This window comes from Streptomyces sp. NBC_01549 (assembly GCF_026339955.1).
GTDB lineage: Bacteria > Actinomycetota > Actinomycetes > Streptomycetales > Streptomycetaceae > Streptomyces.
The window spans coordinates 1,659,996-1,681,976 of sequence record NZ_JAPEPW010000002.1; the positions used below are offsets into that span (position 1 = coordinate 1,659,996).

Consider the following 21,981-nt stretch of genomic DNA (forward strand, 5'->3'; position numbering starts at 1 on the left):
CCCTCCCCGTCAGCCCACGAAGTTCATGTGGCGGGCGATGTCGGCGGCCTGCTCGGCGCTGGACTGCTTGGCGCCGTTCAGGGTGATGTTGGTAATGCGGTCGCCGCCCCCTCCGCCCCAAGGGGTGCCGTAGCCGCTGCTCGCGTACCGGCTGGCCGGGACCAGGTGGTAGCCGAGAGCCGCGGCAGAAGCCGCCAGAAGAGCACGGCTGCGGGCGGTCGCGGTGAGCGGGATGAACGCCTCCGGCCCCGCCTCCCCGGCCAGAACCGGTGTGGCCCGGCTGAGGATCCCGCCGAGCGCCATGGCCTTTCCGCCTTGGGACACCCACTGTCGGACGAAGACGTCCTTGTTCGGTGCCGGTAGCGCGCCGATCGCCCCGGTCATCTTCGGCACGAGGGCCTTGATGACGTCGGTGCCCAGACCTGCGGCGATGAGGTCGGCGTAGCCTCGCCCCGTGCCGCCCCGCAGCGTGGACAGCAGGATGAGGCTGTTGGTGAGGTCGTCGCCGGTGAGCGTGCCCTCAGCCTTGCCGACTGCCTGGTTGGCTTTCGCCGCCTGCGTTTTGCTGCCGACCGCCTGATGGGCGAGCACCTGAGCGTTGGAGTCGCCCTGCGCGGCGAGCGCGGACGCCAGATCCCCGAACCCTTGCGAGGCCAGCGTCTGGAGATCCTTGGCGAACTGCTGGTTCGTAGTCGTCGCGGCGCCGAGCTGCTTGGTGAAGTCGGCGAGCGTGGCCTTCGCGACGTCGCCGGTCTTCTGGAGCTTCTTGACGATGTCGTTGAACTGCTTGTTCGAGGCTCCGGCCAGCGAGTTGACGAGGGCGTAGCCGTCCTCGCCCATGCCTTCGAGCAGCGATTCGACTTCGGCGCCACCCCGCTTGGAGATCTTCGCGAGGTTGCCGCGCCACTTGTCTGTCGCCGCGACGCTCTTGTTGAGCTGCGCCTCATAGGCCTTGAGGTCGAATCCGGTGGGTGCCTTGGCGCCCTTCTTCACCCCGAGGGCCGCATCCGCCTTGTAGACGCCCTGACGGTCAGCGCTGACCGTCTTGTCGGCGGACTTCTTCGCAGACCGCGCCTTGTCGACCCGCGACTCGGCAGCCCGCAGCTGGGTTGCCGTGTGGTGACCATGACGCACCCGAGACAAGTTCTTCTCTGCATTGCCCAGGTCATCAGCCTTCTTCTTGGCCTCCTTCAGGGCGCTGTTTAGCTTGTCCCACGCGTCCTTCAGATCCTGCACGGCCTTGTCGTACCGGCTCTTCGGATCCGACGGGCCGCCAAGCACCGCCTGCCCGGTCGGCGTGTAGGTGAAGCCGGCGAGCCCTCCGCCAGCGAACCGCTTGGCGTTGAGCCGGTCGAACATGTGGGTGCCGTACTTGCGGACGGCGTCTGCCTTGATGACGTACTCGCCGTTGGAGACGAGCGCCGGGATGCTGTCCGAGGTGCCCGTGCCGGGGCCGACGACCCGGCCGCCGAACGGCATGTACTGGATGGCGCCGCCGTCTGCGTAGCCCCGGATGAGGCCGCCGCGCGCGTACTTGCCGCCCTCGTGCGCGACCGTGCCATGGTCCGTGTGTGTGGTGACGACGTTGATCGCGACAGTCTTACCGTGGAGGTTGTTGACGTAGCCCTGGATGGCGCTCGCAGCCGCAGCCGCGCTCCCGGTCGGAAGGGTCACCCGGATCTGATGGTTGGGGAGCGTCTGCACCTTGAAACCGAGGGTGCGCAGGGCGCTCTGGGCGGCCCCGGTCAGGGCGCTGACCGTGATCGACTTGCCCTTGGTCGCGCGGACCTTCGCCTGCACCCCGTTCAGTTCCGCGATCGCCGACGCCGTGAGGGCGTTGACGCCCACAGTCTTGCCGGGCAGCCTCTTCGCGATCAGCGCATCCAGGGCGGCAGCCGCTTTGCCAGTCGGGGCGGTGATCTCCATCTGCCGGCCGCCCGGCAGCGTCTTCACTTTGAAGCCGACGTCCTCGATGGCTTTCTTGGCATCGGCAGTTAGCGCCGACACCCGGATCGTGGAGCCCTTCGGCATGTGACCAGCGAGACCCTGCACGTACAGCAGCTGCTTCTGGGTGTCCGACAGGCCCGGCGTGGACATGGTGATGGCCAGCGACGACGGGATGAAACCCATCTGGTTGGCGAGGACTTTGGCCTGGTCCGCCGTGAGTCCGAACTTCTGGCCGGCCGTGACCGCGGCCTTCCACGATGACTCCATGCGGGCCTCGGCCTGCTGCAAGGCCGGGACTACCCCTGTCTTGTTCGCCCGCGCGAAATCGTAGGTGGCCTGTGCCGCACTGGCCGTCTGCTCGTTGAGGCCCTGCAACTTGGTCCAGAGGCTCTGTCCGTTCTCCGACGTCGTGTTCAGACTGCCGTCGACCTGAAGGAGCGCCTTGCCGTAACCCTTCGCGTGATCGGTGCCGTCCTTATAGCTGTTGTTGAGGTCGAGCAGCGCCTGGTTCTGGTTGGCGACCGCCGCCTGTACGTCCAGCTCGCCGCCCGACAGCAGATCCAAAGCCGTGTGCAGCGCACGCGCCTTCGTGTCTGCGTCGCTCGCCGAATCGCCGAGCGTCTTGATCGCACCCTGCAGTCGGCCCGTCGGGTCGGTGGCGTCCAGCGCGGCCGCTCCGGAGCCCTTCGTGGCAGCAGCGAGATCCTTCTGCCGCTTGCTGGCCGACTCAAACTCGCCAGAGAGCGATCCGAGGGCGTCAGCGGCGTTCTTGTAGATCTGCCCCTGCGGCGTGTACACCTTGCCGGCCGTGCGGCCCGCGGTGACGAACCGGGTGTTGTCCTCGGCGGCAGCAGACAGCCGCTTGCGCAGCGCGTCGATGCTCGTGCCCTGCCCGAGGTAGGCGTCGGTCAGCTCGGTGGTGCCGATGTGCGCCCGCTGCATGACGTCCAGCAGGGCCGTCTTGCCGTCCTTCAGCTTCGCGTCCGCGAGGGTCTGCACGGCGGCAGCGCGAACACTGCCGTCCGCCACACCGGCGGACTGCTGCAAAGCCTGGGTGAGGCCGGAGATCCGCTGCTGGTGGGCGGCCGCCGCGGCTGCTGCTTCCTGCTGCTTCTTGGCCAGCAGGTCAAGGCCGATCATGGCGGCGCCGATCGCAACACCCCACGGTCCACCGAGGAACCCGTACAGCCCGCGGGCAGCGCCCATCAGGCCACGGCCGGCACCCGTGCCGATCGCGGCCAGCGCGCCACCGGCCGCCGACCGGAAGCCGACCAGCCGCCCGCCGGCCTCCTGGATGCCAGTAGAGGCGGTACGGAAGCTGGTACCCATCGCGGCGATCGTCGGGGAGCGGGCCTCGAGTGCGGCGAGCCCGGAACCCCAGCGACCGAGAGACACCCCGGCCCGGCTGGCAAGGATCGTCTGCGTCTGCATGGCGCCGCGCACGCCATTGAACGACGCGACCGCCGACCGGCCGTAGCCGGCGACTGCGGCCTGCATGCCCTGGATCTGGCCGCGGAACGGCCGCATGGCGAGCATGGCGAGGACCGACAGCTGGATCGGGCCGGGAAGTCCGGCGAATGCGTGCGCGATGCCGCCTACCAGTGCGCCGAGCGGGCGCAGAACCCCGGTCATGCTGCCCATGAGGCTGACGCCGACCTGGAGGCGGCCCGTGAGCACGCCAAGGGCGCCCGCCCCCGAGGAGACGGACGAGAACATGTCGTGCAGGCCGCCCAGCAGCGGCTGAGCGGCTGCCCCTGCGTTGTCAAAAGCCTGGCCGAGGGAGTGTACGGAGGTGATGGCCAGCGGCACGGAGGCGACCGCCGCCGACGTGATCGCAGCCTTCAGCGGGGCGGCGAGGCTCGACGCGGCCCGGCCAATGCCGCTTGTCGCGGCGCGGAGTTTCGCCTCGACGGACGGCCCGTAGATGTCCCACAGGTCTCCGGCGATGCGGATGCCCGACTTGATGTACGGGATGGCGTCCGAGACGCCCTTCGTCATCGACCGCGTGATTCCCTCCAAGCCCGGGGCGATACCCAGGTAGATCTGCAGGAACGCGGAAGAGATCTGCTTGCCGAGGCCGCGCATCGCGCCGCCCAGCCCCTTCGACTCGGCGGCCGCCAGCGCCGCGGCACCGCCCACGCGGCCGACCTGTACGCCGAACTGCTCGAAGGCCGTACCGCCCTGGTGCGCCAGGGCCACCATGCCCGCAAGGGCGGGCTTGCCGAACGCCATCGCCGCGGCGGCGGTGAACTGCTGGGTGGTGAGGTGCTCGCTGGCCGTGCCGAGTTTCTCGATGACGTACTGGAGGCCCTTGAACTTGCCGTTGTTGTCGAAGGCTTCGATGCCGAGTTCGTGCAGGCCCTTCGACGCGAGCTTCGTCGGCTTGGCCATGTTGACCAGGGCGGACCGCAGCGCAGTACCGGCGGTCTCACCGATGATGCCGGACTTGCCGAGCAGGCCGACGGCGGTGGCCGTGTCCTTGATGGAGACGCCCATGGTGTGGGCGATCGGACCCACGTATTTCATGGCGTAGTAGATGTCCATCAGCTCGCCCGAGGCGCTGTTGGACGTATTCGCGAGGACGTCCGCAACGTGCGTCGCCTCAGTGCTCTTGAGGGCGAACTGGTCCATGATGTCGCCCTCGATCTTCGCCGCGGTTGCGACGTCAGTTCGAGCAGCAGCCGACAGCTGGATCGTGCCCCGAGCAGCCCTGATCGCGTCCTGTGCAGACAGGCCCGCCTTCGACAGCTCCACCATCGCGTCCGCGGCCTCCGCCGCGTTCGCCGACGGCAGCTTCATGTCCGCGCCGAGGGCCTGCGCCTCCCGGCCGGCCGCCGCCATCTGCGCCCCCGAGGCGCGTGTGACCTCGAGGAACTTGTTCATCGCGTCGGTGTACTCGTTGCCCGAGTGGACGATGTCGTGCAGGCCGAAGATGATCGCCCCGCCCGCCAGTAGGGCGCCGAGGTGCTTCACCGGGCCGAGGACCGACTCGACGCCGGACCGGACCGAGCCCATGCCGGTGCGGGCCGCAGCCCCCATCCGTCCGAAAGCGGGCGACGTCAGGGCGGCTTCGTTCCGCAGAGTGCGGGCACCACGACCTGCAGCCAGTGCGGCAGCCTCGCCCTCCCGAACTCCCGCCGCGCCGCCGCGCGCACCCGTGCCCATGGCCATGAGGCCGGTGCGGGCTACCGCTCCGTCCGCACCGAGCGCGCGGATCCCGCGCCCGGCGACAAGGGAGGCCTCGCCGAGGGCCAGCAGTTCGCCAGTGCCGGTGCGCACGATGGTGCCGAAGCCCGGCATCTCGGCAATGACGCGGACGCGCACGGTACGGTCGGCCACGGCAGCCCCCGATCTTCAGTTGTTGCGCATAGGGGCAGGTCAGCTGGTGGCCATCCCGAAGGAGCGGAGGATGTCAGCCGCGGCCTGCGAGGGCGGGCCGAGCTCGCCGGTCTGGAACTGGATTTGGATGGCGGCGCCCCACAACTGGCTGAGCTGGCCGTCCGACAGGTCGTCCCAGAACGCCGCGAATTCCTCCGGCGTCTCGGGCTTCGGTTCGATCAGCTGGGCCTCGACGAGCGCCGGAGCGAAGGCGTCCGCGTCGAACGCCGGTTCCTCGCTGCCGCCGCGGGCCGCCGCCGCCTCGATCTGCTCCTTCGTCGGCGGATGGTCCGCCCGGAGCTTCTGGTAGGCGCGGTGCGTGATGGCCTCGAGGGTGAACCGCACCCGCGACGCCTCGGCCTGCGCCTCGACCTCCTGGAGGTGCTTGGCGACGTCCCGGGCGGTCTCTGTGCCGTTGGCGTCGTCGTGACGTTGTGCGCGCTCGAGTAGCCGCTCAAGGTTGTCGATCTCGGCGGACGCTTCGGCGTCCAGCACCATGTCGACGATGTGCCGGGGGCGCTGGATCTTCGCGCGGATGTCGGCAAACGTCGTCGGGGGCTTCGCGGCCCGGCGTGCGGGCGGCTTCCTGCTCGTAGTGGTCATGGGTTCCCTGTCCTTGACGTGCTGTTACATGGCCTGGCGGACGGCGATCTCAAGCCCGGCGACCAGGTCTTCGGCGTTCGCGTCCAGCGCGGGGCCGAGGTGTGGGAGGGGGGCGTTCTTGCTGGTGCCGTACTCGACGATGTTGCCGAGCGGCCCCTGCGCCCTGCCCTTGTCGGGGCCGATCTCGCCCTCGATGCCTTCGGCGGTGACCTTGACGTCGTAGGTGATCGAATACGGGTAGGCGGGCAAGTACTTGTGGCCCTTGATCCGGTTGCGGGCGTCGTCCCGGACCTTCTGCGAGGTGACCTTCACGGCCTTCGCCGCGTTCACCCGCAGCCGCTCAGCGAAAGTGCCCAGGTCGTCCACCACCACGGTGAGGCCGATCACGTCGATACCCGCCATTACGACTCCCTCCGGAACACGCTGACCTTCAGGCCCTCGGTCTTGCCGTTTTTCTCCTGGTGCGCCGCCACGCGCCGCGCCCCGGCCAGGCAGGCGTGGCATTTGGTGATCGACGCGTCGTAGGCGAACTCGGCCTCGGCCTGCGTGGTCTCGGACAGCGCATGCCCGCAGTCCCCGCACAGCCCCGATTCGGCCTCCATCAGCGCCATCGCCCACCAGCGGTCTTCCGGCAGCCACAGCGGCTCACCAGGGGCGGGCTGCGGCCTCCCGAGGAGGATGCTGCGCGGGATGCTCCACGCCCGTGCCGCCTCTACTTCCCGCCGGTACGGGAGCCGGTGATCCCGCAGGCGGGCTACGAGAAAGGGATCGGCGACGGCTCCTCGTTCACCGCCAGGGCGGCAGCGAACAGCGTCCTGGCCGTCCCGTCGTTCACCACGTCCAGCAGCCTGTCGACCTGCGCCGGCGTCAGCGACGGCTCGACACAGCAGGCGGCGAGAACCGCGGGCAGGAACGTCCCCGCGTCGTAGGGCTCTTTCGAGTCCTTCGGTGCGGGGTGGGCGGCGAGCAGGTTGCTGTAGGCGCGGTGCCCGAGCGCTCGGAAGCGGAAGTCGACCGCTGTCTCCCGCACTCGCTCCCGGGCTGCGGCGATGCGCTCCTGGAGTTCGAACGCCGGGTTCGTCTCGGCGAGCGATGTCGGCTGCCACTCCCCCAGTTGGCCCAGCTCGGCCTCGAGGGCCTCCAGCTCGGCGCCCGCGCCGCCCGCGAGACACACCGGAATGGTGACCTCGCGAGGCGACGCCCCTGCCAGCAGCTCCGAGATGTCCGGCATCAGGCGACGACAGCCCTCGTTGCCGGGTCCGACGTGACCTTCAGCGGCGCCATGAACTTGGAGACCTCGTTGGCCGCCGGGGCGATGTTCTGCGCCTCGCCCGCCGCGACCGGGTACACCTCGACCTTGTCGCCGGTGGCGAACGCGGTCGCGTAGGCCACGCCGCGGCGCACGATGACGTAGCCCGTCGCCCCATACGTCAGCGTGGTGTACGGCTGGTCCTCGGTCGGGGTACTGCCGCGCTTGAACGTCAGCTCGACCGTGTAGGAGCGTCGGCCGGGCTGGTTGGTGGTGAACGTGCTGGCCAGCGACGACGTGTCGACGTCCGCCGTCGCCGGGTCGGCCTTGAGGCCGTCCGGGGTCAACCGGGTCGTCCAGTCGTTCGCGGCGGTCAGCTCCGCGACCGTCGGTGCGCTCAGGTTCGCGATGCTGGTCGCGAACGCGACCTTCGTGTTGCCATCGCTGATCAGGTCAGACATGAACCCTCCTCGGGGGCATGAAAAAAGCCCCGGTCAGCGGGGCGGGGCGAGACTGGGGGCGGGCAGGGTCAGATGCGCAGCGCGGCGACGGTCACCGACGTGACGGCGGAGTAGCCCACCGACGCCTGCTGGTTGATGTCCGCGTGCAGGCTGGAGTCGATCGGGCCGATGAACTTGTCGGTGGCGTTCGCGACGGTGACGGTCCGGTCGGGCACCGTCAGGCCCTTGTAGCTGTTGGCCTGCGTCGTGATGGTGACGGTCACGGGGGACGCGCCGCCGTTCTTCACGTGCAGGAAGATGTTGGACGCGCCGAGCGGGATCTTGTCGCCGCCGCCCGCGGCCGTCGAGTAGGTCGCGGCCAGACCAGCCGCCGTGATCGACTGAAGGCTCAGGACTGCCATGGGGTTCTCCTTACTGGGGGACGGAGCGCAGCCGGTAGCGGCTTGCTGCGTAGAAACAGGGCGGGACGACATCGTCGTCGCGCTGTACCGGCTGCCCGTCGAGGGACTCCGGCTTCCAGGACGCACGTCCGGCGACCGTCAGGACCACGGAGAGGGCGGCCATGGCCCGGTCAGATACAGACATGGCCTGCTCTGCCGTCAATCCCACGCAGGTCAGTTGGATGACGCCGGAGAAGTTGACCCGGTCGTCGGCGAGAGACGCAGTCTCCGCCCGGCCCGGGTCGGGGTAGAGCACCACATACGGTGCGGCGGGTGTTGGCGAGACGCCCGAGGGCACCCCGCCGAGGTAGACGGTCAGCCCGGCCCCGGTGAGGGCCGTCGTGACCGCGTCGACGTGAGGAAGGACCGCGGGGGCCGTCATCGCCGCCCTCCCCTCACGTGGCGCCTTCGACGGTGATCCGCCAGGCGGTCGCCGTGCTGCTGAAATCGACGGCCATCACCGCGAACGGCTGGTCGACGAGCCTGGTGTCACCGGAAGCCGTGATGACGACCGCGTCACCGACCTGTAGCTCGTCCGATGCCAGCGATGCGAACGGCAGCGCCAGCTCGTAGCGGGCCACGATCGTCAGCCGCTCTCCCGCTTCCTCATTGCGAGGCACGCGCTGCGGTTTCAGGCGGCACGCACCCGAATAGAGAACCGTCGGCGTCCCTGGTGTGAGGACGCTCGTAGAGCGGTCCAGGGTCGACGCCCCGGGCCGGCTGATCGTGCAGGTGTCCACCAGCAGCTGGTCGTGGGCGGCGCGGCCCGCCGCGAGCAGCGGCTGAATGTCGATCGCGTTCATCACGTCACCGGCGCCACAGAGAACGATCCGCCGCGGTACTGCCGCAGCGCTTCCTTGTGCTCAGGCATGAGCTGCGCCCCGCCGATCGTCTCCGCCGCGAACGTGCGGGAGTAGTCGTCGATCGACTCGCTCCTGAGGCCCTGCGGATTCGTCATCGACATCTGGGCCAGATCGAGCACGACGTCCACGACGTCGTCCGGGACCTCCGCGTAGCCGTGGCTGTAGGTCACCCGGACCCGCTGGGCCCAAATCCCCTGAGGCCGCATGAACGGCCAGCCCATCAGGCGGGTCGGCGCCCACCACTGCTCGCCGCGGGTCAGCTCGGTGCCGATCCGCGTGAAGTCCCGGCCCTCCACGGCCGTGTACTCCTGATCAGAGATCCCGAAGAGTTCAACGACCGTCAGTGGGTGCGTGTCGTCGACGACGACGGGACGCTGCGGCAGTCGCAGGATCCGCCCGTTCCCGGGCAGGGTGACCGTCTCGTTCTCCACCAGCGTGAACTGCTGGCGGCAGTACTTCCGGACCCGCGCAGAGGCGCGGCGGATCGCCATCGCCGCCTGCGCCGGATCCAACGACCGCTGCAGCGCGGCCTCGAGGTCCGCCTGCGTGGCCAGAGGGGTCGGGGACATGCGGGCCCCCTCTACTCCTCGGTGTCGGCTTCAGCCATGGAGGTGAGCCGCTTCACCACGGTGCTGCGCGGCTTGTCCTTGGCCTGCTCCGCCTCAAGGGCTTGGACGGCCCGGTCCTTGTCGTCGCCGACCCACGCCATCAGGGCGTCGATCGTGCCGTCCACGGGCGGCCCGTCGTCCTCGCTCTGCTGCGCAGGCTCAGCCGGGGACTCCGGCTCCCGGACGGGTTCGGGCTCCGGGTCGGCCTCCAGAATCTTCACCGACCCCTCGGGGGCATTGTCGGCGAAGTGGCGGGCCTGATCGCCGTCCAGCTCAGCACCCTCGTTGAACTGTGTGACGGCATAGTTCCAGTACGCCGTGAACTGCTTGAGCACGCGCACGCGCATGACTCATCTCCTCCTTGAAGGCCCGTCGGCGCGGACGGACAGGGATGCGTCCGCGCCGACGGGAGACGGTGTCAGGCGTGCTCGATGACGACGGCGCGCTTGTACAGCGCCGCGTCGCCAGAGCCTGCGTCGGACGGGACACCGAAGTCGCCGACCCACGACCAGGTCGTGGCCAGCACCTGCTGGAAGCGGTCCTGGGGCGGGCGGACGATCAGCTCGACGTCCACGCCGGGAGCCGCGTTGATGGTGCGGATCTCCGGGACCTCTTCCACGCCGGTGCCCGTCAGGAGACTGGCCGATCCGTCGAACGGCGCGTTGACCAGGGCGTTCGCACCCAGCACGACCGGGCGGTGCACCGTCAGGTTGCCCGCCGAGCCACCCAGGACTGTCGGGGCCTCGATGTTCCTGACCCAGTCGATACCGCCGAACCGGCCGATGCTGAGGTCGCGGAAGATCGGGGAGTCGACGCGGCCCTGCAGGGCCTGCAGGAACTGCGTGTCGTTGAACAGTTGCGCCTCGGTGTCCGCGTCGATGTGCGCGGCGTAGTAGCCGCCCGGCAGCGTCGGAACGTTCATCTTCCGCAGACGCGCCACCGCGGAACGGAAGTTGGCGAACGTGACGACGTTCGACGACGACAGGTCGTAGGCCGAGTTGCCGGTCGCCCGGATCGACACGGGGGCATTCGCCGCCACCACGTAGTCGCCAGCGACGTCCACGCGGGCCGTGCCCAGGGTCAGCGTGCCCGGGGTGCCCGGGGTGACACCGACGACGGTGTTCGCGACGCCCGCGATCGTGACGTTGAGAGGGTTCGCGCCGGACACGGCCACCGGCACACCGTTGACCGAGTTGTACTCGAAGCCGTTCGTCGACTGCACGATCATCGCAGTGTCCGACGAACCGGCCGTGGTGCACCAGGACCGGCCGCCCGCATACGCCTTGAACAGCTTGTTGCGGGCCACCTGGTTGATGGACTGGCCCGCGTTGATGCCGAGCGTGGCCGAGTCGGCGAGGAACTTGCTGGCCAGCGCCATCGCGCTGCCGAGCATGTTCGTGTCCATCGAGTTGCCGTACTGGTCCATCGTCACGGACCACTGCTCGAGGCTGTAGGTCGACGCGGACGGGTCGTTGCCGGTCACCGGCGCGGTGGCCGGAGCGAGCAAGCCCTTCCTCGTGAAGGTCTTGGTGTCACCCAGGCCGCCCATCCACGGCTCGGAGTCCGCGACCTGAGGGAAGAGGAACTGCGGGACGAGAGCGTCCTTGAACGTCCGGTCCAGCAGACCGTTCTGCAGCATCGCCTGGATCTGCGCGGGCAGGTTCCCGCGGACACCGATGGCGTGCCGGTCGATGCGGAACCACGACCGCGGCGTGCGGTTGAGCCGCGGGCGGGCCGCGGACATGGTGGAGGTCACGTTGTCTCCTCGATGATCTCTACGGACACAAGGTCCGGGTATTGCTGCGCGACCTGTTCCAGGCCCAGCAGCGCGGTTTGGGTAATGGCCGACACGGCAGCGCAGGCGCGACCCCCAGCGGCATGACGCTCTTCGTGACCGGCCACCTCGATCGAGGTGCGCCCGTCGCCCAACCGGGCACGGACGACGATCACTTCAGTAGCGCTTCCGCACGCCGTACCTGGCCATCTCCGCGGCAACCTCTTCATCCGAGGCGTTACGGAAATCGACCTTGACGGGGGCCCCGCGACTGCCTTGGCCCGGATCGGGCTTCGGCTTCGACTTCTTCTCGGGCTCGGCCGCCACAGGCTCGGGCCTGCCCCAGTGCGGCTTCCGCTCCAGCAGATCTGTGAGATCGGCTTCGATCGCGTCGGTGTCGATCTCGCCGTCAGCGTCGACGTACTTGCTGGGGTCGCGCATCAGCACGTCCACGGCATCCGACGGATCGGCGAACTGTCCGACGGCGAGCACCTTCACTTCCGACGACACAGCGCGCGCCACGGCCTTCGCTGCCTGCTTCTGGGCTCGCTCCGCCTGGTTGGATGCCTTCTCCAGCTCGGACTTGTCGCGGTCCTCGAAGGCCTCGACTTTGCGGGTGAGCTCAGCGAGCTGCTTCTTCGCAGCCGCGGCTTCCTTCTTCGCCGCAGCCTTCTCGGCCTTCATGCGGTCGAGAGCCTTCTTGCCGGCCTCGCCGAGGGCGCTCGCGTCGTCGGGCTCCGGCTCAGGCTCGGGGTCTGCCGGATCGTCTACCGGATCCGGCTCGGGCTCGGGGTCTGCGGGGTCGTCCGCCGGGTCCGGAGCGGGCTCCGGGTCAGGCTCGGGGTCGTCGTGTCGGGACAGGTTGAACCATGCGGCTCCGGTTGCCGGAACCTTCGTGATCTCGGTGGACATTGCGTCCGCCCCTTCAGTTGTGGACATGCGGAAGGGGCCCCATTGCGGGACCCCTCGGTGTTGGTCGACGGTCGGCCCTACTGAAAGCAGCTAGGACAGATAGCCGAAGCGCTTGAGCATCCTGATCAGCTCGTCGCGGTCCTCGGACAGTCGGAGGATCTCGCCCGGCGTGAGCCGCGGCGTCTTCAGGTGAAACCGGGGCAGGCCCTGCTCGACGTCAGCGCCGGTGCGGGCGAACCGCTGTCCGGTCTTCTGCTCAGCCTCGCGACGCATCTGCTGGTAGAACTCTCCGCGGCGCGTCGTGCCCTCGAGCGTCGACACGACCTTCTTGCCGTAGGCGTCCAGCGTCATCGTGGACCGGCCTGCGTTGACGACCTTGTAGATGTCGGCGCCGTTCCGGATCGCCTCCGCGCCACCGATCGTGAACCGCCGATCCTGCTCCGCGCGGGACAGGCCGTTGAAGAAGGACATCGGATTCGTATGGCGCCCAGGGCGGGCTTCCGTCGCAGGGACGCCATAGCACTGGCAGCGCTTATGCCGTTGGAAGTCGGCGTTCCAGCGGTACCAGCGGCCCGCGAGGATCGCACAACGCGCACACGCCCCCGCCCGGACTTGCCGCACGTAGCCCGTCACCGAACGGTTCGCGACCATCGCCACACCGGCCGCGCCGCGGCCCGCATCGGCCACTTCCGACGTCGCCATCCGCAGCAACTGCGCCTGGCCGGAGAGCATCGCCTCCTGCAGCGTCAGGCCGCCGCCGATCAGCGTCTTCGTGCGGATCACCGGCAGATACAGCAGGCTGTCCAGCGTCCGGCCATCCGCCGCGACACCCGAGAACGAGCGGGCATCAACACGCGCCGCCTGCTCCAGGTAGTCGTTACTCAGGCCGTCCATGCGGACCATCGCCTCGATGTACGGCTGGCCCGTGGACGCCGCGACCAACTGGCCGGCGGATACGGCCCGGACCATCGCCGCGCCCAGGCCTTGCAGCCACGACGCGGACAGGTCTGCTGCGGCGAGCCGCTTCCACAGCCTCTCCATCGTGACCGTCGTCTGGATGACGGCCCGCTGCTGAGACCGGCCGTAGGCGTCGACGATGGCCGCGTGAGCTTGCGTCACAACGGCCACGTCAGCCTCCCGCAGGCGCCTCGACGGGCTGCGGCTCCGGCTGGGCGGTGCTCAGCTGGTGCAGATCCATGGCCGTCATGCGGGTCAGAGCCTCGTCCTGCATGCCCCGCATCCGGTCCCGCTGCACCGCTGAGTAGCCGAGGTCTTCCCACGCCTGCTCCGTCGGCAGGATGCCGCTGGCGTGCAGCTTGACGACCGCGTCAGCCTTCTGTGCGTAGGTCGGGGTCGCCGGATCCCGCCAGACGGTCTCCAACTTGCGGGTCCGCGGGTCCAGGTCGCCGTCCCGCACCAGCAGGACGAGCCTCATCACGCGCTCCCACGCCTCGCCGAACGCCCTCTGCCTGCGCTCCGCACGCTTCACCAGTCGGGCCTCGCTCGCGCGGATCGCATCCGCCGACGGGGGCTGGTCCGTGGCCAAACCGAGGAACGCAGGCGGCAGACCAGTCAGGGCTGCCACCAGGCGCGCCAGCACGTTGATCGTCTCGTGGAAGTTCGACAGCTGCGCCTCTTGGAACTGACCGAACTTCACCTCGGAACTCTCGTTCGCCCATAGACGGCCCGCCAGCGACGACATGGCACCCAACGGCTGCCCGTTCTCGTCGGCGAAGTCGTCCCTGCTCATGCCCGTCGCCCAACGGCGCGGCATTGCATGGAACTCGGCGCTGACCATCATGTCCGAGGCGATCTTGCATGCCGCATCCGAGATCGGAATCACCGAACGCAGCTCAGATGTGCCGTCCAGGTGGCGAAGCCGCGGCCGGTTCGCCAGCGGAACCACCAGCACCTGGCCCAGCTTGTGCTCGTCCCGGTCAACCTCGACCCAGGAACCCTTCTGCTGCTCAAACGTGCACCGCATCGAAGGCAGATACAGCGTCGCCCACTTCACCGGGGCAGCCCCCGCGGACGGCTCGTCCCACCGCTTGACGGCTGCCGTCACCTGACGGGTGCGGGGATCCCGCTCCGCGAACACCTCCAGGGCGCTCTCTGCGGTGACGATCGGCATCGACTCGTCGCCCTCATTCGCGCCGACGATCACATACGAGCGCTTCAGCGCCAACGCGTCGACGTGAGCCTGCTGGCTGCCCTCGTCCATGTCGGAGGCCTGCCACACCGACCACAGATCCTCCGCAGTCGTCTCACTGTCCGCGTACCGGAAACCCTCAACGTCCAGCCGCTCATCGAGCGCATCCACGACGAGCTGCGGCCAGTTGATGACCAACTGCCGCATCCGGTCCGACAACTCCGACTGAAGCTCCGGCGCCAGATAGCTGATCGGCTGCGTGCCCTCGTAGTAGCTGTCCATCAACCGCAACTCAGGCAGATCCCGGTCATGGCACTGGATCAGCCGCTTCAGCCACGCATCCGGTTCGAGGTCGAGGGCCACAAGCCACCCCCGTTCCTCATCGCATTACGGTCGTTTTCCGGGAGCGCGGCGGCTCGTTGCCGCCCGCCTTGATCGCGTCCCGCCGGGCTTCCCAGGACAGGCAGCCCGCCATGGAAAGGTCGATCTTTCGGGGCGAGTCGTGGCGGTCCTTCTGGATCACCCACATCGGCTTGCCCTCGTCGTCCTTCACGCCGGCGTTGCGCTTCACCGCGTTCGCGATGTGCCGGGCAAAGGCATCGCTGCCGTCGTGCGACAGCTCGCCGCCCGTCATTGCCGTCTTGTAGGCGCGTAGGGCGAACGCCATCTGGCGGCGCCGGTGCGTCCACCACTCGGTGACGACCTTGGGGCCGTACTTGCCGGCCCAGGCGGCGATGGTCTCTTCCCAGTAGGCCGGGTCCGCGTAGAGGCGTACTACCCGCCACGTCCGCATCGCCTCGTCCAGGACGGCGTTCACCTCGGCCTCGGGGACTTCCCAGGCCTCGGCTTCTTGCTTGTTCGCTGGCGACTCCCACACGCCGAGCACCCATTGGTGTCCCGTGTCGAGATGGGTCGCTACGAAGCCTGTTGAGTCGCTCCACTTCGAACCGTCGAAGCCGATCGCGATCGCTTCCTTGTCCGGAACGACGAAGCTCGAGTCCGCCAGCTCGCGCCAGCGGCCCGGGTCGAACGCCTTCGCTGAGGCGGTGCCGGGCTGGTTCAGGAAGTAGCGTCGGGCGTCTGCCGGATCGGTGTCCGGCTCCCGCATGTCGCTGGCGATCCGCTCCAGATCCATCCACTGAGCTGCATCGCCATACACGAACTCCAGCGCGGGAAGCAGCTGATCGTCATCGTGCAAGTCCTCGACGTGCGGGGCCTCACGATGATCGAAGAGCAGGCCGCCGTCACGCACCCGGCCCGAGACGACCGCCTTGTGGTACTCGTGCGTCGCCTCGGCCACCGAGTTCTCGCCGACCGCGTACATCGTCGACGTCTCCAGCGACCACGGTTCAGCAGCCCGCCGCTTCACCAGGTTGCGGCGCACCGTCTTGTGCATCGCCCGCAGCTCGGGCAGCACGTACAGGTGCGTCTCGTCGAAGACGCTGAACGTCTCCTTGCCACCATCCTTCGCAGCACCGGACGACGTCGACGGGACGATCTCGCCGCCACCTTCGAGGAAGATGCGGCTCGACGTCTGCGCCGAACGCCCCAGGTCGATCCCCGGGAACTCGTCACCGGAGTACTCGACGAGGTGCTCGAGCATTGCCGTGACGTTGTCGTAGGTGTTGCCGGACTGGTTTTCCTCCGTCGCCAGGCAGCGAATGAACGGGTACACCTGTGTGCGGCCTACCGGGTCACCGGCGGCGTCCCAGCCGTCGAACCGGCACGGGCCCAACGCCTCGAAGCACACCAGCGCGCCCGCGAGCTCGCTCTTCGCCCTGCCCTTCGGCCGGGACAGAAACGCACGGTTGACCTTCCGCCGTCCCGTCACCGGGTCGAGTTGGTACGCCTTGACGATGAACGCGGCCATCTCGTCGTCGATGATCAGAGGCTCGCCCTGGACATCGCCCGGCCCGTGGCACAGGTAGTGCTCGATCCAGTCGATGGCCTCGAAGCCGAGGGAGACGAAGCGGTCCGGGTCAGCTATCCGCCTGGCCATCGACGACCTTCAGAACGCGGTCCCTGCGCGAGGTTCCACCGCGGGGGCTTGCTGAACGCCGGGCCGCAGGCTCGATGTCCGGCTCGGCCACCGTCCAGCGCAGCCGTACCCGGTCCGCCGCCGTGCCGCCGAGAGACGCCTCGTTCAGCCGGATCTCCGCCAGCAGATCCTTCCTCGGCTCACTCCAGTACTCCTGCACGAGTTCGGCGAGCATGTGCAGGCGCTGCCAGTCCGTCGGCAGGAACGTCGCCGCCTGCGGGCTGCTGCGCCATGTCTCGTACCAGGCGAGTGTGCGGCTGTCGTAGTCGTGTCCGCCGGGAAGTTCCGGCGTAGGTCCGTCGGGTCCGTCAGCCGGGAGGATTGTCGTCGTGACCGCGTCGGCGTTGCGCCGGCGCCGCTGAGACGCATCCTTCGGCAGGGGTCCGTTTCCAGGCATTGTGATCACCTCTGTTGGTGCCGTTGCGGCATCAAACCGGCGGCCATTGCGGCACGCCGTTAGCTACACAGGGTTACGTCGCGAAGATCGATTTCCGGGGCCCGAAATCCTGTGACCCGTATGGGACCCGGTAGCCCTCCCCGTAGGTCCGGATCTCATGATCCAATGACCCTTCGCCCCCTGGGTCGGGGCGCGCGAAGTCACGCAGCGTGATCCTGCTTGGAGCTGTTGCAGCCCAGGCAGCAGCAGCGGACGTTGGCCAGGGTGTGGTCGCCGCCCCTCGACAGCGGAACCACGTGGTCGACGGTCGGGCTGATCGGATCGAACGGTGAGGCATCCGGGTCGGTCGGCCGCTCGCAGCGGTAGCAGACCCAGCCGTCACGCTCGAAGACCTGGAGCCGGTCGAACCGGTCGATGACCGTCGCGCCGGCAAGCTCTGCCCGCTTCATCGCGTCGGTGCTCCAGTCGTAGCTGCCCGTGTGTGCGGCTACTGGTCCGAACTGCACGATGCGACGGCACGCTATGGAGCAGGTGGGCCTGCGGTCTGCCTTGTACGGGCGCCGGATCGAGGTACCGCACGCGGTGCACGCGGTCGACACAGGGGCGTGTCTGTTGGGCTGGTGCTTGCGGTTGTAGTGCGTGGAGCACAGGCCGAGAGCACGGTGCTTGTTCGGGCATCCAGGTTCGGTGCAGGTCTTGGCGCGCGCGGGGGTGAGCGTTGGCATGTCGGTCTCCGGGTATGGCGAAGCCCCCGACACCCGGATGGGTCGGGGGCTTCTACTCGCCGGGATCAGAGGCGAGTGCTGGTGGGTTGGTCAGTGCAGGCCGAAGGTGCCGGGCTGCTCTCGCGCCGTGCTGCTGGCGTGGCAGAGACCGCAGAGTCCGCGCCCGCGCGTGGGGTCGTTGTGGTCGAGCCCTCGTTCGATGAGGTCGCGCTTGCTCAGCGGCCAGTGGTCTGCGTGCTCGCTTGGTCGGGCGCATGCGGAGTCCGGGTCGCTGCACTTGGGGCAGCCGGGGCAGACGCAGATGGGATCGCGGGCCAGGACTGCCGGCCGGAAGCGGGTCTCGTGTTCTCGTCCGTACCCGCGCTGTCTCGCTGTGCCGCGCCGTTGTTCCGCTTCACGTCGATGGTCGTCGCACTTGCTGCCGCGATCGCTGAACTCGGGGCAGCCGGGCACGGAGCAGACTCGCCAGCCTGTACGTCTGGGCATGGCGGCCTCCCGTTCAGCTTCGGGTGGCGAGACGGCGGACAGCGGCCTTGGCGTGATCCCAGGTGAAGGGGGCGTCGGGCGTTCGTGCCTTGCTGAGTCTCGGAGCCGGTCGCAGCGTGAGCTTGCCGTCGGCGTCCTTCATCCAGCGGTAGGGCTTGTCGAACAGGATGGCCTCGCCTGCGTATCGACGGGGTTCCATGCGGTGCCTTCCCGTCACGTGATGCCGAGGTAGCCGGACAGCCGCACGATGTTCTCGGATCCGGGTGGGTCGAAGGACACGTAGACGCGGTAGTCGCCTTCCGTGTGTGTATGTCTGGGCATCACCCCTCCACGTGGTACGTGAACGACAGAGATGCGCTGGCACCGGGGGCGTTGGCGGTTGCCACGCTGAAGCCGCCGGTTCCTTCTGCCGTGGCGTACAGGCCTGCCGATGCGGTGGCCGCATTGCGAGGCGTGAGCGTCACCTTGGGGACGGCCGCGTATGCCGACGCGTAGGTGACGGTCGCGATCGTTCCCGCTGCTGGTGAGGCGACCGCCGTGGTGTTGACGGTCCCGGAGGAGTCGTTGGCTCCGTTGCTGGCCGCGGTGGCGCTCGCGGACTGGGCTCCTGCCGCGATGGTTGCCGCGCTGGCTCCGGATACGCGGTGGGCGTTCTGTGCGAGGGTCCCGTTGACTGCGACCTGCCCACTGGAACGGGTCACTCGGATCGGAGTCGCGAGCAGGTTGCCGGAGTCGTCGTAGGAGTTGAGTTCCCAGTCGGAGCCCGCATTGGAGCCGCCCTCTGCGGTGCCGTTGGCGCGCATGTACCACCGCTTGACGCCTGCGGTTTGCCAGACGAAGGCGCGGACGCTGCCGGAGGCACCGTTGACGCGCGCGCCCTCGATCGTGCCGGAGCCTGCGTTCGATCCGGATGTGACGCCAGCTGTGGCCTTGATGTCCTGGTTGAAGATCTGTGTGCTCTGCCAGGTGCGGGCGGGTCCGGTTTCCAGCAGGTTGGATGCCTGCCGGGTGCCGATCATTGTGTTGAGGTAGGCGTTGATTCCCGCCGTGTTCTGCGGGACGAGGCCGAAGTTGCAGTATGCGGTGCCTCGACTGTCGATGACATCGTTGAGGGCGACGGTCACGTTCGCCGATGTTGACGCGTTCTCCATGAGGATGCCGACGTTCTGGGTGGCGTCCGCGCTGGAGATGGCGGTGGTGCCGTCGGCGAGGAACTGCGTGCCGATGTCAACGATCACGTTGCCGGTGACCTGAACACGCCTGGCGCCGTTGAGATAGACGCCAGCGCGGGCGGCCTGTCGGATGTGGTTGCCGACGACGGTGATGCCGGTTGCCCAGTCGGTCGGGTTGGCGCGGTCCGTGGTCGGGAAGCCGCCGATGTAGACGCCTGCCCCGTTGGCATCGCTGGGCTGGTCGCTCGGCCCTCGGAAGAGACCGCAGTCGATCTCGTTGCCGACGACGGCGCCGTGCTTGGCCGCGTAGTCGATGTACACGCCGTTGAGGCCGACGTTTTTTACGACGTTGCCGGTCACGGCAAAGCTGGTGGGGCCCTTGTCGGTGCCGAAGCCTGCGACCCAGATGCCGTTGTAGGCGACGTTCTCGATCGTGTTGCCCGTGCAGGTGATCTTTTGGCAGCCGCGGGAGAGGCTGACGCCGTTGTCGGCGCCCTGCATCACATGGTTGCCGTTGTAGATCACTTCTTGGCAGAAGAGGAAGCCGCAGTCCTGATTGTTCGTGAACTCGCAGCCGGTGACGGATACCTTGCCGCGGACGCCGCCGATACGGATGGGCAGGGCGGACATGTTGCGTACCGCGCAGTTCCGCATGGTGAAGTTCGTGAGCTGCGCCTGGCCGGAGCCGGTGGTGTCGAGGTCGCCGCTGAGGAACACCGCAGTCTGCGCGCCTGCGCCGGACGTGGTGCGGGCTCGCTTGGGTGCTGCCGGGAACTCGTTGACGGGCCCGAGGAAGGTGATTCCTTCGAGGGTGAAGTCGGTGAAGGTGATCGTGCTGCCGTAGATGATGTTGCTGTTGCCGGTGTGGGTGATCACCGTGCCGGGGACGCCGGCGAGGGTGACGTTCGACCGGGGGGTGATCGACGACGATACCGTCCAGGTATCCCCGGACAGCAGGACGCGGCCTCCGCCGCGCTGCGACACGGTGAGGATCGCCGTGTTGATCGCGGCAGCGTCGGTTGTCGGGTTGCCGGTGGGGGTGAGCTGGGTGGTTCCGCCGAGGACGGTCATCGTGCCGGGTCCGGCGGTGGAGGTGTCGGCTACCAGGCCCTGGAGGTTGAGTGCGGCGAGGAGGCTGGCCAGTGCGGTGCCGTCGGATCGGCTGCCCGCAATGGTCTGCTGGCCTGTGGCGGCGGCGCCGTAGAAGCCGACGGTGCCGAGCAGGTTGAACGGGCCGTTGACTTGGCCGGTCTGCAGCGTCGTGTAGTAGCTGAACGTCTTGTTCCCGGCGACCGTCTGGTCCGCGGTGAGGTCGACGAACGGCTGCGTGGCCGATCCGGTTCCGCCTTGGGCGACAGGCAGCGGTGCGGCCAGGTGGGTGGTGACGACCTGCGGGTTGGGGAGCGTGCCGCCGAGGTCGCCTCCTGCCGCGGTTCCCGTTTGGAGGGCTCCGGTGATCCGGGCGTCGTCGCCTGCTGCCACGGTGCCGGTAGTAGTGCCGATGTTGCGGGTGGCGGCGTTGCCGAGGCCGAGGTTTGTGCGGGCCGTGTTGGCGCTGCCGAGGTCGGACAGGTTCGCCGTCTTGGCGAGTTTGCCGTCGGCGTACACCACGGCAGAGGCCAGCGCGGCGGAAGCGGCCCCAGCCGCGTCGAAGGAGGCGATGGTCGCCGTCGAGAGTTGCGGGTTGGGGTAGGTGCCGGCGAGTGCTCCGCCTGCTGGTCCGCTCGGGGGGATGCTCTGGCCGCGACTGTCGGGGGCGGAGATGGGTGAGAGCGCGGACAGGTCGATGGTGGCGCCGAGGGTGGACGGCAGGCCGATGTAGTAGGTGCGGCGGGCGCCGGGGAGTTGCTCGTCGACGTGCCAGCGCCATCCGGTGGGGAGGACTCCAGGGGCGTCGGTGGTGAGGAGGTCGATGCTGGCCGCGCCGTTGGTGTCGAGGGTGGCGGGCCCGGAGCCGCTGTAGATCGCTTTGTGGGTGGCGTCGACGAGGACGGTGGACGGGGTGAAGATGATGCGTCCGCTGTTGCCTGCGCCGCCTGCCGGGACGGGCCGGTTGATGGTGACCGTGATCGTTGTGGCGCCGGTCGGGAAGGTCAAGGGAAGCACCTCCCGTCACCTGCGTCGGTATCGATCTGGTCGTTGCCGTGTACGCGGCGTGTGCGGCCTGTCATCATTCGGCGCATGTCTGACACGACCGATGCGCCTGCCGTGCCGCCGATGCCGGAGAATCCGCCTGCTGCGGGGAGGCGTTGGCCGCACCCGCTGATGACCGGGCTTGTCGGTCTCGTCGTTGGGGCGGGCGCCGTTGGCCTGGCATGGGGTCTGTCCAGTAGCGGGTCGAGCGCGCCGAAGACGTTCACGCTGAGCGGGGCGATGACCCTGACGGGCGACAACGTGCCGTCTGGGGAGACGAGCGAGGACTGCACGGGCTACAGCGGCTTTGACGACATTGCCAAGGGTGCCGGGGTGACGGTGTACGACTCGGCGGGGAAGGTCGTGGCGACGGGCTCGCTCGGTACGGGCAAGCCGAAGTCGGCGGCGTGCGTGTTCCCGGTCTCGGTGGCTGGCGTGCCGGAGGGTTCGAAGTTCTACCAGGTCGAGGTCTCCCACCGCGGGAAGATCACCGTGTCTTCGGCGGAAGCCAAGGCTGGCAGGTTCGCCGCGTCGCTGGGCTAGGGGGTGGGCCGCCCCCGTAGAGGCGGCCCCCATGAATAGCCTTGCCCCGCCAAGCCCGACCTCGCCGAGCGTTGCCTCGCCTAGCCGAGCCGAGCCTTGCCAA

22 protein-coding genes are annotated in these 21,981 nt (G+C 68.6%); 1 reads left to right on the forward strand and 21 read right to left on the reverse strand.

Annotated features, from left to right (window positions below):
* Positions 1–9: 9 nt before the first annotated feature.
* From OG819_RS42490 to OG819_RS42590, 21 genes are all read right to left on the reverse strand, one after another.
* A complete protein-coding gene (locus OG819_RS42490; protein ID WP_266654562.1) occupies positions 10–5,286 on the reverse strand; it encodes a phage tail tape measure protein in 5,277 nt (1,758 codons plus the stop codon).
* Between the two features lie 39 nt (positions 5,287–5,325).
* A complete protein-coding gene (locus OG819_RS42495; RefSeq protein WP_266654564.1) occupies positions 5,326–5,928 on the reverse strand; it encodes a hypothetical protein in 603 nt (200 codons plus the stop codon).
* 24 nt (positions 5,929–5,952) lie between these two features.
* The gene (locus OG819_RS42500) at positions 5,953–6,330 is read right to left on the reverse strand and encodes a hypothetical protein (protein WP_266654566.1); all 378 of its coding nucleotides are present in this window, start codon (positions 6,328–6,330) and stop codon (positions 5,953–5,955) included.
* A complete protein-coding gene (locus tag OG819_RS42505; protein WP_266654568.1) occupies positions 6,330–6,539 on the reverse strand; it encodes a hypothetical protein in 210 nt (69 codons plus the stop codon). Before OG819_RS42505 ends, OG819_RS42500 begins: the two co-directional genes overlap by 1 nt.
* Before the next feature lie 143 nt (positions 6,540–6,682).
* Entirely contained in the window at positions 6,683–7,159 is a 477-nt protein-coding gene (locus tag OG819_RS42510) for a hypothetical protein (protein ID WP_266654570.1), read from the reverse strand.
* Positions 7,159–7,638 (reverse strand): hypothetical protein, encoded by a 480-nt coding sequence (locus OG819_RS42515; protein WP_266654572.1) that lies wholly within the window; start codon positions 7,636–7,638, stop codon positions 7,159–7,161. The genes OG819_RS42510 and OG819_RS42515 overlap by 1 nt, the downstream gene beginning before the upstream one ends.
* 68 nt (positions 7,639–7,706) lie before the next feature.
* Positions 7,707–8,039 (reverse strand): hypothetical protein, encoded by a 333-nt coding sequence (locus OG819_RS42520; RefSeq protein WP_266654577.1) that lies wholly within the window; start codon positions 8,037–8,039, stop codon positions 7,707–7,709.
* A 10-nt stretch (positions 8,040–8,049) separates the two neighbouring features.
* Positions 8,050–8,460 carry a hypothetical protein gene (locus OG819_RS42525; RefSeq protein ID WP_266654579.1) on the reverse strand — a complete coding sequence of 137 codons (411 nt, stop codon included), beginning with the start codon at positions 8,458–8,460 and terminating at the stop codon, positions 8,050–8,052.
* A gap of 13 nt (positions 8,461–8,473) precedes the next feature.
* Complete coding sequence (locus tag OG819_RS42530; protein ID WP_266654581.1) at positions 8,474–8,881, reverse strand: DUF6093 family protein; 408 nt, start codon at positions 8,879–8,881, stop codon at positions 8,474–8,476.
* Entirely contained in the window at positions 8,881–9,510 is a 630-nt protein-coding gene (locus OG819_RS42535) for a hypothetical protein (protein WP_266654583.1), read from the reverse strand. The genes OG819_RS42530 and OG819_RS42535 overlap by 1 nt, the downstream gene beginning before the upstream one ends.
* Before the next feature lie 11 nt (positions 9,511–9,521).
* Complete coding sequence (locus OG819_RS42540) at positions 9,522–9,896, reverse strand: hypothetical protein (RefSeq protein WP_266654585.1); 375 nt, start codon at positions 9,894–9,896, stop codon at positions 9,522–9,524.
* A 71-nt stretch (positions 9,897–9,967) separates the two neighbouring features.
* Positions 9,968–11,305, reverse strand: coding sequence for a hypothetical protein (locus OG819_RS42545; RefSeq protein WP_266654587.1), 1,338 nt, complete (start codon positions 11,303–11,305; stop codon positions 9,968–9,970).
* On the reverse strand, positions 11,302–11,499 hold the full coding sequence (locus OG819_RS42550) for a ribosomal-processing cysteine protease Prp (protein WP_266654589.1): 198 nt from the start codon (positions 11,497–11,499) through the stop codon (positions 11,302–11,304). Before OG819_RS42550 ends, OG819_RS42545 begins: the two co-directional genes overlap by 4 nt.
* A gap of 1 nt (position 11,500) precedes the next feature.
* Positions 11,501–12,235 (reverse strand): hypothetical protein, encoded by a 735-nt coding sequence (locus OG819_RS42555; protein WP_266654591.1) that lies wholly within the window; start codon positions 12,233–12,235, stop codon positions 11,501–11,503.
* Positions 12,236–12,325: 90 nt separating this feature from the next.
* A complete protein-coding gene (locus OG819_RS42560; RefSeq protein ID WP_266654593.1) occupies positions 12,326–13,363 on the reverse strand; it encodes a hypothetical protein in 1,038 nt (345 codons plus the stop codon).
* 1 nt (position 13,364) lies between these two features.
* Positions 13,365–14,747: a phage portal protein gene (locus OG819_RS42565; RefSeq protein ID WP_266654595.1), complete on the reverse strand. Its 1,383-nt coding sequence runs from the start codon at positions 14,745–14,747 to the stop codon at positions 13,365–13,367.
* 16 nt (positions 14,748–14,763) lie between these two features.
* Positions 14,764–16,383 (reverse strand): terminase, encoded by a 1,620-nt coding sequence (locus OG819_RS42570; RefSeq protein ID WP_266654597.1) that lies wholly within the window; start codon positions 16,381–16,383, stop codon positions 14,764–14,766.
* On the reverse strand, positions 16,364–16,819 hold the full coding sequence (locus tag OG819_RS42575) for a hypothetical protein (RefSeq protein ID WP_266654599.1): 456 nt from the start codon (positions 16,817–16,819) through the stop codon (positions 16,364–16,366). Before OG819_RS42575 ends, OG819_RS42570 begins: the two co-directional genes overlap by 20 nt.
* A 200-nt stretch (positions 16,820–17,019) precedes the next feature.
* Positions 17,020–17,544 (reverse strand): HNH endonuclease, encoded by a 525-nt coding sequence (locus tag OG819_RS42580; protein WP_266654601.1) that lies wholly within the window; start codon positions 17,542–17,544, stop codon positions 17,020–17,022.
* A gap of 499 nt (positions 17,545–18,043) precedes the next feature.
* Positions 18,044–18,229, reverse strand: coding sequence for a hypothetical protein (locus OG819_RS42585; protein ID WP_266654602.1), 186 nt, complete (start codon positions 18,227–18,229; stop codon positions 18,044–18,046).
* A 121-nt stretch (positions 18,230–18,350) separates the two neighbouring features.
* Positions 18,351–21,299 carry a right-handed parallel beta-helix repeat-containing protein gene (locus OG819_RS42590; protein WP_266654604.1) on the reverse strand — a complete coding sequence of 983 codons (2,949 nt, stop codon included), beginning with the start codon at positions 21,297–21,299 and terminating at the stop codon, positions 18,351–18,353.
* Between the two features lie 84 nt (positions 21,300–21,383).
* On the opposite strand from OG819_RS42590, the gene OG819_RS42595 reads away from it, so the two are divergent.
* Positions 21,384–21,878 carry a hypothetical protein gene (locus OG819_RS42595; RefSeq protein WP_266654606.1) on the forward strand — a complete coding sequence of 165 codons (495 nt, stop codon included), beginning with the start codon at positions 21,384–21,386 and terminating at the stop codon, positions 21,876–21,878.
* The last annotated feature ends 103 nt before the right edge of the window (positions 21,879–21,981 follow it).

Bases quoted from the DNA above. Each gene is read 5' to 3' on its own strand.
- OG819_RS42585 (WP_266654602.1), bottom strand. From the start codon at position 18,229: ATGGAACCCCGTCGATACGCAGGCGAGGCCATCCTGTTCGACAAGCCC.
- OG819_RS42515 (WP_266654572.1), bottom strand. From the start codon at position 7,638: ATGTCTGACCTGATCAGCGATGGCAACACGAAGGTCGCGTTCGCGACC.
- OG819_RS42540 (WP_266654585.1), bottom strand. From the start codon at position 9,896: ATGCGCGTGCGCGTGCTCAAGCAGTTCACGGCGTACTGGAACTATGCC.
- OG819_RS42525 (WP_266654579.1), bottom strand. From the start codon at position 8,460: ATGACGGCCCCCGCGGTCCTTCCTCACGTCGACGCGGTCACGACGGCC.
- OG819_RS42555 (WP_266654591.1), bottom strand. From the start codon at position 12,235: ATGTCCACCGAGATCACGAAGGTTCCGGCAACCGGAGCCGCATGGTTC.
- OG819_RS42495 (WP_266654564.1), bottom strand. From the start codon at position 5,928: ATGACCACTACGAGCAGGAAGCCGCCCGCACGCCGGGCCGCGAAGCCC.
- OG819_RS42500 (WP_266654566.1), bottom strand. From the start codon at position 6,330: ATGGCGGGTATCGACGTGATCGGCCTCACCGTGGTGGTGGACGACCTG.
- OG819_RS42575 (WP_266654599.1), bottom strand. From the start codon at position 16,819: ATGCCTGGAAACGGACCCCTGCCGAAGGATGCGTCTCAGCGGCGCCGG.
- OG819_RS42530 (WP_266654581.1), bottom strand. From the start codon at position 8,881: ATGAACGCGATCGACATTCAGCCGCTGCTCGCGGCGGGCCGCGCCGCC.
- OG819_RS42520 (WP_266654577.1), bottom strand. From the start codon at position 8,039: ATGGCAGTCCTGAGCCTTCAGTCGATCACGGCGGCTGGTCTGGCCGCG.
- OG819_RS42505 (WP_266654568.1), bottom strand. From the start codon at position 6,539: ATGGCGCTGATGGAGGCCGAATCGGGGCTGTGCGGGGACTGCGGGCAT.
- OG819_RS42535 (WP_266654583.1), bottom strand. From the start codon at position 9,510: ATGTCCCCGACCCCTCTGGCCACGCAGGCGGACCTCGAGGCCGCGCTG.
- OG819_RS42570 (WP_266654597.1), bottom strand. From the start codon at position 16,383: ATGGCCAGGCGGATAGCTGACCCGGACCGCTTCGTCTCCCTCGGCTTC.
- OG819_RS42510 (WP_266654570.1), bottom strand. From the start codon at position 7,159: ATGCCGGACATCTCGGAGCTGCTGGCAGGGGCGTCGCCTCGCGAGGTC.
- OG819_RS42580 (WP_266654601.1), bottom strand. From the start codon at position 17,544: ATGCCAACGCTCACCCCCGCGCGCGCCAAGACCTGCACCGAACCTGGA.
- OG819_RS42595 (WP_266654606.1), top strand. From the start codon at position 21,384: ATGTCTGACACGACCGATGCGCCTGCCGTGCCGCCGATGCCGGAGAAT.